At 43.0% G+C, this 15,080-nt stretch carries 14 protein-coding genes and 4 pseudogenes; 14 read left to right on the top strand and 4 right to left on the bottom strand.

Annotation, left to right across the window (positions count from 1 at the left end; translation table 11 throughout):
* Positions 1–255 precede the first annotated feature (255 nt).
* The 7 genes and pseudogenes from H1225_RS11205 to H1225_RS11175 all read left to right on the top strand — a co-directional run bounded on the left by H1225_RS11205 (position 256) and on the right by H1225_RS11175 (position 6,242).
* Positions 256–768 (top strand): KilA-N domain-containing protein, encoded by a 513-nt coding sequence (locus tag H1225_RS11205; RefSeq protein WP_088207158.1) that lies wholly within the window; start codon positions 256–258, stop codon positions 766–768.
* 80 nt (positions 769–848) lie between these two features.
* Entirely contained in the window at positions 849–1,256 is a 408-nt protein-coding gene (locus H1225_RS11200) for a hypothetical protein (RefSeq protein ID WP_135017195.1), read from the top strand.
* The gene (locus H1225_RS11195; protein ID WP_239739124.1) at positions 1,253–1,591 is read left to right on the top strand and encodes an HNH endonuclease; all 339 of its coding nucleotides are present in this window, start codon (positions 1,253–1,255) and stop codon (positions 1,589–1,591) included. Before H1225_RS11200 ends, H1225_RS11195 begins: the two co-directional genes overlap by 4 nt.
* Before the next feature lie 117 nt (positions 1,592–1,708).
* On the top strand, positions 1,709–2,176 hold the full coding sequence (locus tag H1225_RS11190; RefSeq protein ID WP_239739123.1) for a phage terminase small subunit P27 family: 468 nt from the start codon (positions 1,709–1,711) through the stop codon (positions 2,174–2,176).
* A complete protein-coding gene (locus tag H1225_RS11185; RefSeq protein WP_239739122.1) occupies positions 2,130–3,863 on the top strand; it encodes a terminase large subunit in 1,734 nt (577 codons plus the stop codon). The genes H1225_RS11190 and H1225_RS11185 overlap by 47 nt, the downstream gene beginning before the upstream one ends.
* A pseudogene (locus H1225_RS11180) lies at positions 3,863–4,927 on the top strand (phage portal protein); the annotation flags it as partial. The gene H1225_RS11185 and the pseudogene H1225_RS11180, both read left to right, overlap by 1 nt.
* Before the next feature lie 106 nt (positions 4,928–5,033).
* Positions 5,034–6,242 carry an IS4-like element ISVsa5 family transposase gene (locus tag H1225_RS11175; RefSeq protein ID WP_001352368.1) on the top strand — a complete coding sequence of 403 codons (1,209 nt, stop codon included), beginning with the start codon at positions 5,034–5,036 and terminating at the stop codon, positions 6,240–6,242.
* Positions 6,243–6,257: 15 nt separating this feature from the next.
* Here the strand turns inward: H1225_RS11175 and H1225_RS11170 are convergent.
* A pseudogene (locus H1225_RS11170) lies at positions 6,258–6,377 on the bottom strand (LysR family transcriptional regulator); the annotation flags it as partial.
* 230 nt (positions 6,378–6,607) lie between these two features.
* Positions 6,608–7,813, bottom strand: a complete 1,206-nt coding sequence (gltS, locus tag H1225_RS11165) for a sodium/glutamate symporter (protein WP_000599533.1) — start codon at positions 7,811–7,813, stop codon at positions 6,608–6,610.
* A 443-nt stretch (positions 7,814–8,256) separates the two neighbouring features.
* Here gltS and H1225_RS11160 point away from each other — a divergent pair, with 443 nt between their 5' ends.
* From H1225_RS11160 to H1225_RS11150, 3 genes and pseudogenes are all read left to right on the top strand, one after another.
* Positions 8,257–8,577: an antibiotic biosynthesis monooxygenase family protein gene (locus tag H1225_RS11160; RefSeq protein ID WP_000562370.1), complete on the top strand. Its 321-nt coding sequence runs from the start codon at positions 8,257–8,259 to the stop codon at positions 8,575–8,577.
* The gene (locus H1225_RS11155; protein ID WP_000460651.1) at positions 8,570–8,956 is read left to right on the top strand and encodes a hypothetical protein; all 387 of its coding nucleotides are present in this window, start codon (positions 8,570–8,572) and stop codon (positions 8,954–8,956) included. The genes H1225_RS11160 and H1225_RS11155 overlap by 8 nt, the downstream gene beginning before the upstream one ends.
* 7 nt (positions 8,957–8,963) lie before the next feature.
* A pseudogene (locus tag H1225_RS11150) lies at positions 8,964–9,521 on the top strand (ArsR/SmtB family transcription factor); the annotation flags it as partial.
* Between the two features lie 149 nt (positions 9,522–9,670).
* Here H1225_RS11150 and H1225_RS11145 read toward each other — a convergent pair.
* A complete protein-coding gene (locus H1225_RS11145; RefSeq protein ID WP_004235553.1) occupies positions 9,671–10,603 on the bottom strand; it encodes an IS5-like element ISKpn13 family transposase in 933 nt (310 codons plus the stop codon).
* Between the two features lie 184 nt (positions 10,604–10,787).
* Between H1225_RS11145 and H1225_RS11140 the strand changes: the two genes are divergently transcribed.
* The 4 genes and pseudogenes from H1225_RS11140 to H1225_RS11125 all read left to right on the top strand — a co-directional run.
* Positions 10,788–11,735, top strand: coding sequence for an IS30-like element ISAeca1 family transposase (locus tag H1225_RS11140; RefSeq protein WP_239739121.1), 948 nt, complete (start codon positions 10,788–10,790; stop codon positions 11,733–11,735).
* 162 nt (positions 11,736–11,897) lie between these two features.
* Positions 11,898–12,539, top strand: coding sequence for a type A-2 chloramphenicol O-acetyltransferase CatII (locus tag H1225_RS11135; protein WP_011751353.1), 642 nt, complete (start codon positions 11,898–11,900; stop codon positions 12,537–12,539).
* 673 nt (positions 12,540–13,212) lie between these two features.
* Complete coding sequence (locus H1225_RS11130) at positions 13,213–14,145, top strand: IS5-like element ISKpn13 family transposase (protein ID WP_239739120.1); 933 nt, start codon at positions 13,213–13,215, stop codon at positions 14,143–14,145.
* Between the two features lie 151 nt (positions 14,146–14,296).
* Positions 14,297–14,431 (top strand): annotated as a pseudogene (locus H1225_RS11125) (transcriptional regulator); the annotation flags it as partial.
* Here H1225_RS11125 and tetR(B) read toward each other — a convergent pair.
* Positions 14,409–15,032: a tetracycline resistance transcriptional repressor TetR(B) gene (gene tetR(B), locus H1225_RS11120; RefSeq protein ID WP_000088605.1), complete on the bottom strand. Its 624-nt coding sequence runs from the start codon at positions 15,030–15,032 to the stop codon at positions 14,409–14,411. The pseudogene H1225_RS11125 and the gene tetR(B) sit on opposite strands and share 23 nt — an antisense overlap.
* Between the last annotated feature and the right edge of the window lie 48 nt (positions 15,033–15,080).

The following is a 15,080-nucleotide window of genomic DNA, read 5'->3' as shown; positions in this document are numbered from 1 at the left end:
TAGAAGAAGGGGCGTGACGATGGAGAGACATCATCTACAAACATCATTCATTGAGTTGTGTATACAGATAGCCATCAGTTAATCGCTGGTGGCTTTTTTTATACGCATTACATCGCTCATTCACAGAGCAATTCACAAACGTCGAATCCAATCACTTTGATATGAGCCTTCGAGAAAGTCAGTTATAGCTGGCGAGCTTCGACGGGCTGATTTTCTATGTGAACGAGGGTTCATTTCAAATGAAGGTAATACGTTATGCAATATCCAAGAGTAAGTATTAATGGTGTATCTGTTCGCGTTGATGACAAAGGAAGATATAATCTAAATGATTTACATGCCTCAGCCGTGGCAAATGGCGAAGCCAGAGAGAATCAAAAGCCAAGTCAATTTTTGAGAAGCAAACAGGTTAAGACATTTGTAGAAAAATTAAGCGCAATGCAAAAATGCACTGCGGTCAAAGTCATTAACGGTGGGCTTAATCATGGTGTGTGGGCATTAGAATTGGTTGTTATTAGATACGCAGCTTGGCTAAAGCCTGAGTTTGAAATTCTCGTATATAACACCTTTAAGGATGCTACGAGAAAAGGGTTAGATATCATGGCTAAGTTGAACAAGTTAGATCATGTAATCAATACCGAAACAAAAAATGTTAGTAGCTGCGCGAGAACGATGGCTAACTGGGGTGTTGGTGGTAGAAAGCAGTTACTACTAACAGCGAGGGAACGAATTCTTAAAGAAGCTCAAATCTATATTCCTGGTATTGAATAGCGATCCTTAAAATTGAGGATGTTGATTTAATTAATATCTAACGATGAATAGGCCCTAATGGCTTTTTATTGGAGTTTATTATGTCAAACAAACAGATTAATTATGAGGCAATAGGTCATTGTGTTTACTTGCAAAAAGAAATATCGCAGCTAATTGAAGAGAGAAGCAACCTATATAAAGAATTCATAGCGATTTGTCATTCAGGGCAATTTCCTTATACAGATCCAAGAAACACAAAAATCATCGATTTAAATAGTATTGATAAGCCAGCTAAATTGCTAAAAAAAATACATGAGATAAATCAAACTATCATCACACTAGCAACCACTCATAATCAATGGGCGGATAAGGCTGATTATGAACATTATGTTATTAGTAGCGATAATTCTTTAGGTTTTAGTACGTCTAGTGACGCTATATTCAAAGGAATTATTACCTGCAATAAGCAATCATCAATAGACGCTGATGTCGTCAGAAATAAACCATGAAAAAACGCAATGTCTATGGTGGTCGGTGGGCAAAGGTGCGATTAGCATTTCTTAATGAACATCCACTTTGCGTCATGTGCCAAGAGCAAGGACGTATTACTGCAGCCACAGTAGTTGACCACATTACTCCGCATCGTCTTAAAGAGGCACTTGAATCAGGTGATAAAGAACGTATCGCAAAAGCTCAAGCCTTATTCTGGGACACAAAGAACTTTCAAAGCTTATGCGAACTGCATCATAACTCAACCAAACAACGTATCGAAAAGAGTGGCAAAGTCATTGGCTGTAATGCGGATGGCATTCCACTTGATCCCCATTCTCATTGGCATCAATAACACCATGAATACAGGGTGGGGGCGGGGTAAAAGTTCAGACACTTTCGCCCTGATTACCTAGCGCCCTCATTTGTGCGCACAACCGCGAAATGAAAAGTTTTTTTCTGGGAGGTTCCGATGGCAGGAAGACGCCCGAAACCGACCCACTTGAAGGTGGTCACCGGTAATCCGGGAAAACGAAAACTCAACGATAAAGAACCCCAACCTAAACGTGAAATTCCAAGCCCGCCCGAACATTTAACGGATTGGGGGAAAATGGCGTGGGCAAAATTAACCTTATTACTCGATGGAATGGGTGTTTTAACCGTGGCTGACACGCTGGCATTAGAACGGCTGTGTGATATCTACGCCGATATTCTTCAATTGCGAGACACCATTGCCATTGAGGGGCGGACATACACCACAAAAACGCAATCAGGGGATTTTTTAATTAAAGCGAATCCTGCTGTTGCCATGTTGGCCGATGCAGATCGCCGTTTTAAAAGTTATTTAGTCGAGTTTGGTTTAACCCCTGCCGCTCGCTCGAAGGTGAATATGGATGGTGGAGAAGAAGAGGGAGATCCGCTCAACCAATATTTCGGTTGATCCCGCAACACAATACGCGCAAGACGTGCATCAAGGCAAAATCTTAGCGGGGCCTGATATTCGTCATGCATGTGCACGTCATCTCAAAGATTTAAACGAAGCCGAGCAACGAGGATTAGTCTGGGATGTCGAGGCTGTCAAAAGGGTGATCGATTTTTTCGCGAAAGTCTTAAAGCTCAATGGCGGGGAACATGAAGGCAAACCGTTTATTTTATTGCCTTGGCAATGCTTTGTGATTGGCTCCATTTTTGGCTGGAAAATGACTGATGGTACACGGCGATTTCGCATGGTGTACGTTGAATCAGGTAAAGGTTCAGGAAAATCACCGATGGCGGGTGGCGTTGGGTTGTATTGTTTAGTCGCCGACAGTGAACCGCGTGCTGAAGTGTATGCGGCAGCCACGAAAAAAGACCAAGCCATGGTTTTGTTTCGTGATGCGGTGGCAATGGTTGATCAATCTCCCGCATTAAGTCAGCGGATCACCAAATCAGGCGGAACAGGCAAAGAGTGGAACTTGGCTTATTTGAAAACGAGTTCATTCTTTCGTCCGATTAGTTCGGATGATGGGCAATCAGGGCCTCGTCCCCATTGTGCGTTGATTGATGAAATTCATGAGCACAAAAATAATACCGCCGTCGAGATGATGCGAGCGGGTACAAAAGGTCGGCGGCAAGCCTTGATATTTATGATCACCAACAGTGGCCATGATAAAACCAGTGTGTGTTATGACTATCATGAATACGGACGAAAAGTCGCCGAAGGAACTATCGAAGACGACAGTTTCTTTTCCTATATTTGCTCACTGGATGAAGGCGATGATCCCTTTAAGGATGAGTCTTGCTGGGGGAAAGCCAATCCATCACTGGGCTACACCTTTTCTGATCGCTATTTGCGCGAGCAAGTGACACAAGCTCGAGGTATGCCCGCGAAAGAAAGCATTGTGCGTCGGCTTAATTTTTGTCAGTGGGTGGATGCCGATAATCCGTGGATTAACAGTGAAACATGGATGCAGTGTGAAAACACGTTCACATTCGATGACCTTCAAGGTGAAGAGTGTTATGGCGGACTGGACTTATCGGGAACCAAAGATTTAACCGCATTAGCCTTGTATTTTCCTCGTCTCAAACGTCTTTATGTCGAATTTTGGACACCCAAAGACACTTTATTGGATAGAGCGAAAACCGACCGAGTGCCTTACGACTTATGGGTAAGGCAAGGTTTTATGCATACCACGCCAGGGAATGCGGTGAGATATGAATTTGTGGCAGAACGCATTGCTGAAATGGCGATGCACGTCAGCATGAGAGCCATTGCCTTTGACCCTTATCGCATTAAATACCTTGAACCCAAACTCGATGACGCGGGTGTGACGGTTCCTTTAACTCCGCATGGACAAGGATATTACAAAGCCAAAGATTCAGGGCTGTGGATGCCACACTCTATCGAACTGTTTGAACAGCTCATTGATGACAAGAAGATTGAGATCCACACCAATCCTTGTTTGAGATGGAATGCTGCATCCGCTGTGCTTGAGGCTGACCAAAAAGATAACCGCGTCTTTGCCAAGAAAAAAAGCACCGGTCGAATCGATGGTGTGGTGGCCTCTGCAATGGCGATTGGTGCTGCGGAAGGTGAGGTTGATAATGGCAACCTTGATGATTTTTTCTCTAACCCATTGAGTATGTGATGACAGATAAACAATATTCAATCGATTTGCGCACTAATCATGGTTGGTTTGCGCGTCTGGCTTCCTTCTTCGTTGGGGGAAGACTCGTGACACCTGAACAAGGTTCACAATCAGGCGTTATCTCAGCGCAAGGCTCACTTGGTGATTCTTCTGTAAATGATGAGCGAATACTCCAAATATCAACGGTTTGGCGTTGTGTTAGCTTAATTTCGACGTTAACGGCTTGTTTGCCACTGGATGTGTTCGAAACGGATAAACAGGGAAATAGAACCAAAGTCGATTTAAGTCACCCATTGGCTCGATTACTGCGATATTCGCCCAATCAATATATGACGGCTCAAGAATTCCGAGAGGCAATGACTATGCAGCTTTGCTTTTATGGTAATGCTTTCGCGTTGATTGAGCGAAATAAAGTCGGTGATGTGATCAGCTTGCTTCCTCTGTTGTCTGCCAATATGGATGTGCGCATGGAGGGGAAGAATATTATCTATAAATATCAGCGTGATCATGAATTTGCGAAATTTAAACAACATGAAATTTTTCATTTAAAAGGGTTTGGTTTTAATGGGTTAGTTGGATTGTCGCCTATTGCTTATGCATGTAAGACAGCAAGCACGGCCGTTGCGATGGAAGATCAACAACGTGAGTTTTATGCCAATGGGGCTAAGTCTCCTAAAATTCTAACAACGGGTGATAAGGTATTAAATAAAGAGCAACGTAGCCAACTTGAAGAGAATTTCAAAGAAATTGCGGGTGGCCCCGTTAAAAAACGATTGTGGATCTTAGAAGGGGGATTTCAAGCACAAGATATTGGCGTTAGTCCTCAAGATGCAGAAACAATGTCTTCCCGAAAATTTCAAGTCAGTGAATTAGCGCGTTTCTTTGGTGTTCCACCGCACTTAGTCGGTGATGTTGAAAAATCAACAAGCTGGGGAACAGGTATTGAACAACAAAACTTAGGCTTTCTTCAATATACCTTACAACCCTATATCTCCCGATGGGAAAATTGCATTGCGCGTTGGCTTCTAAAACCACCCGAAGTGGGAAAATACCATGCTGAACACTGATGAATCCCCTAATGATTTTTATCAAAATCATTAAGTTAAGGTAGATACACATCTTGTCATATGATCAAATGGTTTCGCCAAAAATCAATAATCAGACAACAAAATGTGCGAACTCGATATTTTACACGACTCTCTTTACCAATTCTGCCCCGAATTACACTTAAAACGACTCAACAGCTTAACGTTGGCTTGCCACGCCTTACTTGACTGTAAAACTCTCACTCTTACCGAACTTGGCCGTAACCTGCCAACCAAAGCGAGAACAAAACATAACATCAAACGAATCGACCGATTGTTAGGTAATCGTCACCTCCACAAAGAGCGACTCGCTGTATACCGTTGGCATGCTAGCTTTATCTGTTCGGGCAATACGATGCCCATTGTACTTGTTGACTGGTCTGATATCCGTGAGCAAAAACGGCTTATGGTATTGCGAGCTTCAGTCGCACTACACGGTCGTTCTGTTACTCTTTATGAGAAAGCGTTCCCGCTTTCAGAGCAATGTTCAAAGAAAGCTCATGACCAATTTCTAGCCGACCTTGCGAGCATTCTACCGAGTAACACCACACCGCTCATTGTCAGTGATGCTGGCTTTAAAGTGCCATGGTATAAATCCGTTGAGAAGCTGGGTTGGTACTGGTTAAGTCGAGTAAGAGGAAAAGTACAATATGCAGACCTAGGAGCGGAAAACTGGAAACCTATCAGCAACTTACATGATATGTCATCTAGTCACTCAAAGACTTTAGGCTATAAGAGGCTGACTAAAAGCAATCCAATCTCATGCCAAATTCTATTGTATAAATCTCGCTCTAAAGGCCGAAAAAATCAGCGCTCGACACGGACTCATTGTCACCACCCGTCACCTAAAATCTACTCAGCGTCGGCAAAGGAGCCATGGATTCTAGCAACTAACTTACCTGTTGAAATTCGAACACCCAAACAACTTGTTAATATCTATTCGAAGCGAATGCAGATTGAAGAAACCTTCCGAGACTTGAAAAGTCCTGCCTACGGACTAGGCCTACGCCATAGCCGAACGAGCAGCTCAGAGCGTTTTGATATCATGCTGCTAATCGCCCTGATGCTTCAACTAACATGTTGGCTTGCGGGCGTTCATGCTCAGAAACAAGGTTGGGACAAGCACTTCCAGGCTAACACAGTCAGAAATCGAAACGTACTCTCAACAGTTCGCTTAGGCATGGAAGTTTTGCGGCATTCTGGCTACACAATAACAAGGGAAGACTCACTCGTGGCTGCAACCCTGCTTACTCAAAATCTATTCACACATGGTTACGTTTTGGGGAAATTATGAGGGGATCTCTCAGTGCTCAGCATGTTTGAGTGCTTTACTCGCCGCGGGTTGAGAAATATGTAAAACTTCAGCCGCACGCGTTAAGGAACCACAAGTCATTACAGCATAAAAGATATCGAGATGTCTTAATTTCATTCCATGTAGCCTACTGATTATTTATTTCTACGGACTATTCTAACGAATAAAGTATAAATAATCAGATATACTCGTCATAATTCAAATTTTGGTTTAGTTGTCACGAGAATTAATTCGTAAACGTGCAAGCTAAATAGATTGACTAGGGGAATATACGGGGTAAGAAAGCGGCTCGGCATACTGCCCTATAATAAATTGTTAGGAGAAGTACGCCGAGTAGTGTGTAGCTATTAGGTAAAGTATGTACCAATTTCAATAAATATTTTAATTAAGATACTGTTTGAAATATCAACAATAAAGGCACCGACCATAGGAACGACAAGGAAAGCTTTATGTGATGGTCCAAATGCTTTTGTGACTGTTTGCATATTCGCAATTGCTGTTGGTGTTGCTCCCATACCAAAGCCACAGTGACCCGCGCTGATCACGACAGCATCATAATCTTTGCCCATCATTTTGAAGGTGACAAAGCAGGCAAATAGCACCATGACAACAGTTTGTACAGCAATGATAATTAATACTGGCCCTGCCATGCTTGCCAATTGACCAAATTTTAATGACATTAACGCCATTGCCAAGAAAAGCGATAAAGCAACGCTACCTAATACATCGACGGTCGGCTCAAACACTTCGTGTTTAAATACATGAGTCAGTGTATTACGGATAATAATACCGACAAATAAACACCAGACAAAAGTAGGCAGTTGCAGAAAAGTATCTTTAAACAATGCACTGATATAGCCACCAACAACAATACAGATAATCAGCATTGAAATGGTTTCAATAACGTTATTTGCATTGATTTTTCTTTTGACGCTTGGTTGCTCAAAAGCTTCAACGATAGTGTCGCGCTCTTGCTCGGTTGTTTTAGGAATAGAGACCTTTTTCAAAAGATGACGGGCAACAGGGCCGCCAACTAAACCACCCAACACTAATCCAAGTGTTGCACAAGCCATCGCTAATTCAACGGCGCCTGTTACACCATATTTATCAGCGAGAATAGGGCCCCATGCTCCGGCATTACCATGACCACCTGTTAGAGTAATTGAACCTGCAATTAAGCCAATAAATGGACTTTCATTCATCATGACAGCCATACTCATGCCGACAGTATTTTGAATGGCGATTAGGATCGTTACTGCAATAGTTAATAGAACTAACGGCTTTCCTCCTTTAATCAGTCGAGAAAAGTCAGAACTTAGCCCGATAGAGGAAAAGAATGTGAGCATTAATAAACTTTGCAATGAAGCATCAAAAGTAAACGAATAACCTGATGTTTTATCAATAATTAACAGAACAATTGCAACAATAAAGCCACCAACGACGGCTTCTGGTATGTGGTTTTTTTGTAGGAACGGGGTAAATTTTACGACAAACATTCCTATGAGTAGCGCGATACATGCGACTAATAATGTATAACTGGCATCTAGGATCATTTTTTTACCTCTATTAGTTTACCAGAATTTTCACTATAACAATTTAACAATAGTGAAAAATGAAGTTACTTTGGTTAACTAATCTTTAACAATGAGTTTTATTAGGGTATCCATAACTTTTAGTTAATAGGGTCATAATTTTAGTGTGATCTTAATCATGAAATATTAAAAAGATTAAAATAACAACAATGGTATTTAATGATGGGTAAACCTAAATACCATGCGGGATCCGCACTATTTTCGGTGATAGCAAAAAATAAAAAAGTATAAATAATAAACAAAATTATAAGAGAAGGAGAACATGATAAGCGCAGGCCGAGCAATTTAAAGAAGTGTGATATACAACATAAAACAGCAGCATGACCTTTCTATATTTCGTTGCTTATCGAAGTGTTAATTTTCGGGTGGATTACTCTGTTTGTTGATTAATAACGGAGAAAAATATGATTGCTGTAATATTTGAGGTGCAAATACAACCCGACCAACAAACTCGCTATTTGACTTTAGCTGAGGAGTTAAGACCACTATTAAGTCATGTAGCTGGTTTTATTTCAATTGAACGTTTTCAAAGTCTAGCTACAGAAGGAAAAATGTTATCGCTATCTTGGTGGGAAAACGAATACGCAGTTCTGCAATGGAAAAATCATGTTTTACATGCGAAAGCTCAACAAGAAGGGCGAGAGTCAATATTTGATTTTTACAAAATTAGTATTGCTCATATTACTCGCGAATATTCATTTAAAAAGGACAAGGATAATGTTTGATGTTCACGTTGTTTTAGATAATCAAATAGGACAATTAGCATTACTAGGAAAAACATTAGGTAATAAAGGTATTGGATTGGAAGGGGGAGGGATATTTACGGTTGGTGATGAATGCCATGCTCATTTTCTTGTTGAACAAGGAAAGGAAGCTAAAATAGCGCTAGAGCAAGCTGGACTGTTAGTACTTGCGATCCGGACACCATTAATTCGTAAGTTAAAACAGGAAAAACCGGGGGAACTTGGCGAAATAGCACGAGTATTGGCGGAGAATAACATTAATATTTTAGTGCAATACAGTGACCATGCTAACCAACTGATATTAATAACGGACAATGATAGTATGGCTGCATCTGTTACGCTCCCTTGGGCAATAAAGTGAACTTGCGATGGCTAATTTAATACGAAAAGAGGTTACCTTTGAGTCCTCAATAGCCGCGATAGGGGCGGCTATGTCTGACATTTCACGAGTTAAAATACTCAGTGCTTTGATGGATGGGCGAGCTTGGACGGCCACTGAGCTAAGTTCTGTGGCGAATATATCAGCTTCAACGGCGAGCAGTCATTTATCTAAATTATTAGATTGCCAGCTAATCACAGTAGTAGCTCAAGGCAAGCATCGTTATTTTCGGCTAGCAGGAAAAGATATTGCTGAATTGATGGAAAGTATGATGGGGATCTCCTTAAACCATGGCGTACATGCCAAAGTTTCCACGCCAGTGCATTTACGAAAAGCACGTACTTGCTATGATCATTTAGCTGGCGAAGTTGCCGTTAAGATCTATGATTCCCTTTGTCAACAGCAATGGATCACTGAAAATGGTTCAATGATCACATTAAGTGGTATTCAATATTTTCATGAAATGGGAATTGACGTTCCTTCCAAACATTCACGTAAAATCTGTTGTGCGTGTTTAGATTGGAGTGAACGCCGTTTCCATTTAGGGAAGGTGCGATTTAATCAGTCATGACGATCCAGAGCCTGGATATCCTCCTTACGCGGCAAAGTAAGCACCCCAGTTTGGACAATATTTAATCTCCCCCATCAACTCAGGGTAAGCAAAATGTCACTGCTCCACTGATATTACAATGATTTTCACGACATCCCCGCCAGTTGTCCCGCCCGCACCAAATTGCACATTGCAAACAGCATTGAAAGCCGGTTGTGGTTCTTCATCAGTCCCCGTAATCGTGTTTTGCTGAAACCAAACTGGCACTTCAGTATCCGGAAAGGATGCTCAACCTTTGCCCTAATACCTGCTTTCACATATTCATCATGCAGCGCCTGCTTATTCAGCCGGGGATGCTGTCTGAGCTTTTTTACGGCATGAGGACCTTTGGCAATAAACCACTCTTTAACCCGATGTGTCAGAGAGTCCCGTTTTTCTGCCCCGCGATATCCGGCATCGGCGAAGACAATTGCTACCGGCTCCGTAATCAGGCTATCCGCCGCATTCAGGTCATGCACATTTGCCGCCGTGGTCACTACTTTTTCCGTCAAGCCTGTGGCCGCATCAACAGCAATATGAGCTTTCATACCAAAGTACCACTGATTTCCCTTGCGGGTCTGATGCATTTCAGGATCCCGTTGACCGGCTTTATTTTTTACGGAACAGGGAGCGGAAATAATGGTCGCATCGATAATGATGCCCTGACGTAACATCAGTCCGGCCTGCTTCAGTTTCTGGTTAATCAGTGCCAGTATCTGTTCTCCTGCATGATGTTTCTCCAGAAAATGGCGGAAATTCATGATGGTTGTGCGATCTGGCACCGTGTCACAGATCCCCGCAAATTGACGGAACGGCAGGACATCATGCAGGGCGTCTTCAGCCGCTCCGTCACTGAGGTCAAACCAGAGTTGCAGGCAGTGGATACGGAGCATAAGCACCAGGGGGAAAGGCCGTCGGCCGCGACGGGATGACGGATAGACGTGAAGCAGCTTATCAGCAATATCCTGCCACGGCACCAGAACATTCATACGGTCAAGAAAACGGGATTTACGGGAGGAATAGCTGGAAATGGCAGGCATTGTAAACAGCTCATGATAAAGAAAGCTTTATGTTCTCACATATGACGATTAAATCGCACCTTCCTTAATACATCTTAAGCGTGAATTCAGATAATAAGTGCAATGCCCATGGTGCATAGGAGAGAGGCGGTCAACTACCAGTTAGGGTACGCTTCTTCTCGCCAAAGAAACAAAGCGATACACCATGAAATACCAGCAGTTGACCGAGGGGCTACGATACCAGATTGCCTGCCTCCGTGACCATGGCCTGTCACAGGCCCGCATTGCCAAACAGCTCGGGGTTCATCCATCGACTATCAGTCGTGAGCTTCGTCGTAATTGTGCTGGGCAGGCCTATCAGCCGCAGCAGGCTCACCAACTTGCCACGGCACGACGGCTGACGAGTCAGAAGCGTACTGTCCCGTCTGATACCATCGACTTTGTTTGCATGGCGCTGGTCGCGGACTGGAGTCCCGAGCAAATCAGTGGCGTTGGAGACATGATTAACTGCCCGGTTAGCCACGAGTGGATATACCGCTATGTGGCACGCGACAAGGTCAACGGTGGCACGCTATACCGGCATCTGCGTCAGGGTCACAAACGCTATCGCAAGGGTAAGAACAGCAAACGCAGTGTCATTCCCAATCCGGTATCGATTGATGAACGCCCTGCGATAGTCAATGAGCGGAGCCGTGTGGGAGATTGGGAAGTCGATACCGTGTTGGGTAAGCAAGGCAGCGGTGCAATAGTGAGTCTGTTGGAGCGTAAGAGCCGGCTCTACCTGGTTCAATACGTTCCCAGCAAAACAGCCAGCGCGGTGGCGGACACCATTATCAGCATGCTGAAACCCTACCAGGCACATGTCCATACCATCACAGCTGACAATGGTAGCGAGTTTGTCGAACATGAACGTGTTGCAGCAGAGCTGGAAGCGCAGGTGTACTTTGCGCATCCATACAGTGCATGGGAACGGGGACAGAATGAGAATAGCAATGGTCTGCTGCGGCAATATGTGCCCAAAGGCAGTGATTTGAGTGTGGTGACAGCAGAGGCACTGTCAGCCGTCGAAAAGCGGCTGAACTTCAGGCCGCGCAAATGCTTGGGATTTAAACAGCCACAGGTGGTTTTTGACGAACTTCTGAAAGCAGCCTGATTTTTAATCGGGAATTGCACTTCGAAGTTGAATTCGCGAGCCCGAATCTGATATCATTATTCTGTACCAAGCGGCTTACGGAGGACGGGATGCTGCCCATTGAGACAACCAGACTGCCTTCTGATTATTAATATTTTTCGCTATTAATCAGAAGGAATAAACATGAATTTTACCAGAATTGATCTGAACACCTGGAACCGCAGAGAACATTTTGCTCTTTATCGTCAGCAGATAAAATGCGGATTCAGCCTGACCACAAAACTCGATATTACAGCTTTGCGTACCGCACTGGCGGAAACGGATTATAAATTTTATCCGGTGATGATTTATCTGATCTCCCGGGTTGTTAATCAGTTTCCGGAGTTCCGGATGGCAATGAAAGATAATGCACTGATTTACTGGGATCAGACCGATCCTGTATTTACTGTTTTTCATAAAGAGACTGAAACATTTTCTGCGCTCTTCTGCCGTTATTGTCCGGATATCAGTGAATTTATGGCGGGCTATAATGCGGTGATGGCAGAATATCAGCATAATACTGCATTGTTCCCGCAGGGAGCGTTACCAGAGAACCACCTGAATATATCATCATTACCCTGGGTGAGTTTTGACGGATTTAACCTGAATATCACCGGTAATGATGATTATTTTGCTCCGGTGTTTACTATGGCGAAGTTTCAGCAGGAAGATAACCGCGTATTATTACCTGTTTCTGTACAGGTACATCATGCCGTTTGTGATGGCTTTCATGCAGCCAGGTTTATTAATACACTTCAGATGATGTGTGATAACATACTGAAATAAGTTAATTAATACTTTATTTAAGCCACTGTATCCGGAAGGAATGGTGGCTTTTTTTTATCTTTTCGTCGTGATGTGTAATCTCGTTTCAGAATGGTTCAGGATCACTGTACGATAATGCTCCCGTAGTTTGGTAATATCCTTAATAAGAAAAAACAAGCAAAGACGAACAGCAATAGTAATAAAGAAAGCAGTAACAATAACAGTAATAAGTTAGTAACAACACCAGATGCAGTTATAACAATAATAGTATTTATAGTAATAGCACTTACAATAATAGTATTTACAACACCAGAAAGACTGCTGCGACAGTCGTTTTAAACAATACCAGAATGCTGTAAAAGCACCTGTAGTATTAACATTAGTATTAATACCAGTAGTAACACCAGTGAAAACATCATGATGGTATAGAAATATGCCTGAATATGTTTAATTAAACAATAAATAAACCGCCATGTATAACAGAAGATAATATTCTGGTTGGCATTCTTTCTGTTCAGTATAAACATATCGTCCGGCTTCATCAGGAAGGTATATAATAAGTTAAGCTGAACAGGTATATATTTTAGTTTTATTTTTTGATGTTATAAATAAAGTAAGACGATCTGCTAAGGAAGGTGCGATTTAATCGTCATATGTGAGAACATAAAGCTTTCTTTATCATGAGCTGTTTACAATGCCTGCCATTTCCAGCTATTCCTCCCGTAAATCCCGTTTTCTTGACCGTATGAATGTTCTGGTGCCGTGGCAGGATATTGCTGATAAGCTGCTTCACGTCTATCCGTCATCCCGTCGCGGCCGACGGCCTTTCCCCCTGGTGCTTATGCTCCGTATCCACTGCCTGCAACTCTGGTTTGACCTCAGTGACGGAGCGGCTGAAGACGCCCTGCATGATGTCCTGCCGTTCCGTCAATTTGCGGGGATCTGTGACACGGTGCCAGATCGCATAACCATCATGAATTTCCGCCATTTTCTGGAGAAACATCATGCAGGAGAACAGATACTGGCACTGATTAACCAGAAACTGAAGCAGGCCGGACTGATGTTACGTCAGGGCATCATTATCGATGCGACCATTATTTCCGCTCCCTGTTCCGTAAAAAATAAAGCCGGTCAACGGGATCCTGAAATGCATCAGACCCGCAAGGGAAATCAGTGGTACTTTGGTATGAAAGCTCATATTGCTGTTGATGCGGCCACAGGCTTGACGGAAAAAGTAGTGACCACGGCGGCAAATGTGCATGACCTGAATGCGGCGGATAGCCTGATTACGGAGCCGGTAGCAATTGTCTTCGCCGATGCCGGATATCGCGGGGCAGAAAAACGGGACTCTCTGACACATCGGGTTAAAGAGTGGTTTATTGCCAAAGGTCCTCATGCCGTAAAAAAGCTCAGACAGCATCCCCGGCTGAATAAGCAGGCGCTGCATGATGAATATGTGAAAGCAGGTATTAGGGCAAAGGTTGAGCATCCTTTCCGGATACTGAAGTGCCAGTTTGGTTTCAGCAAAACACGATTACGGGGACTGATGAAGAACCACAACCGGCTTTCAATGCTGTTTGCAATGTGCAATTTGGTGCGGGCGGGACAACTGGCGGGGATGTCGTGAAAATCATTGTAATATCAGTGGAGCAGTGACATTTTGCTTACCCTGAGTTGATGGGGGAGATTAAATATTGTCCAAACTGGGGTGCTTACTTTGCCGCGTAAGGAGGATATCCAGGCTCTGGATCGTCATGACTGATTAAATCGCACCTTCCTTAGGTGGGTACGTTGGAGCCGCATTATTTTCGCTTTATGAATCTAAAGGGTGGTTAACTCGACATCTTGGTTACCGTGAAGTTACCATCACGGAAAAAGGTTATGCTGCTTTTAAGACCCACTTTCACATTTAAGTTGTTTTTCTAATCCGCATATGATCAATTCAAGGCCGAATAAGAAGGCTGGCTCTGCACCTTGGTGATCAAATAATTCGATAGCTTGTCGTAATAATGGCGGCATACTATCAGTAGTAGGTGTTTCCCTTTCTTCTTTAGCGACTTGATGCTCTTGATCTTCCAATACGCAACCTAAAGTAAAATGCCCCACAGCGCTGAGTGCATATAATGCATTCTCTAGTGAAAAACCTTGTTGGCATAAAAAGGCTAATTGATTTTCGAGAGTTTCATACTGTTTTTCTGTAGGCCGTGTACCTAAATGTACTTTTGCTCCATCGCGATGACTTAGTAAAGCACATCTAAAACTTTTAGCGTTATTACGTAAAAAATCTTGCCAGCTTTCCCCTTCTAAAGGGCAAAAGTGAGTATGGTGCCTATCTAACATCTCAATGGCTAAGGCGTCGAGCAAAGCCCGCTTATTTTTTACATGCCAATACAATGTAGGCTGCTCTACACCTAGCTTCTGGGCGAGTTTACGGGTTGTTAAACCTTCGATTCCGACCTCATTAAGCAGCTCTAATGCGCTGTTAATCACTTTACTTTTATCTAATCTAGACATCATTAATTCCTAATTTTTGTTGACACTCTATCATTGATAGAGTTATTT

It is taken from the genome of Proteus penneri (genome assembly GCF_022369495.1).
GTDB lineage: Bacteria > Pseudomonadota > Gammaproteobacteria > Enterobacterales > Enterobacteriaceae > Proteus > Proteus penneri.
Note: the sequence above shows the minus strand (reverse complement) of the source record. Positions and strands in the feature narration are given on the sequence as shown.

Coding starts and splice junctions, on each gene's coding strand:
- H1225_RS11205 (WP_088207158.1), top strand. CDS start 256: ATGCAATATCCAAGAGTAAGTATTAATGGTGTATCTGTTCGCGTTGAT.
- H1225_RS11200 (WP_135017195.1), top strand. CDS start 849: ATGTCAAACAAACAGATTAATTATGAGGCAATAGGTCATTGTGTTTAC.
- H1225_RS11195 (WP_239739124.1), top strand. CDS start 1,253: ATGAAAAAACGCAATGTCTATGGTGGTCGGTGGGCAAAGGTGCGATTA.
- H1225_RS11190 (WP_239739123.1), top strand. CDS start 1,709: ATGGCAGGAAGACGCCCGAAACCGACCCACTTGAAGGTGGTCACCGGT.
- H1225_RS11185 (WP_239739122.1), top strand. CDS start 2,130: ATGGTGGAGAAGAAGAGGGAGATCCGCTCAACCAATATTTCGGTTGAT.
- H1225_RS11175 (WP_001352368.1), top strand. CDS start 5,034: ATGTGCGAACTCGATATTTTACACGACTCTCTTTACCAATTCTGCCCC.
- gltS (WP_000599533.1), bottom strand. CDS start 7,813: ATGATCCTAGATGCCAGTTATACATTATTAGTCGCATGTATCGCGCTA.
- H1225_RS11160 (WP_000562370.1), top strand. CDS start 8,257: ATGATTGCTGTAATATTTGAGGTGCAAATACAACCCGACCAACAAACT.
- H1225_RS11155 (WP_000460651.1), top strand. CDS start 8,570: ATGTTTGATGTTCACGTTGTTTTAGATAATCAAATAGGACAATTAGCA.
- H1225_RS11145 (WP_004235553.1), bottom strand. CDS start 10,603: ATGCCTGCCATTTCCAGCTATTCCTCCCGTAAATCCCGTTTTCTTGAC.
- H1225_RS11140 (WP_239739121.1), top strand. CDS start 10,788: ATGAAATACCAGCAGTTGACCGAGGGGCTACGATACCAGATTGCCTGC.
- H1225_RS11135 (WP_011751353.1), top strand. CDS start 11,898: ATGAATTTTACCAGAATTGATCTGAACACCTGGAACCGCAGAGAACAT.
- H1225_RS11130 (WP_239739120.1), top strand. CDS start 13,213: ATGCCTGCCATTTCCAGCTATTCCTCCCGTAAATCCCGTTTTCTTGAC.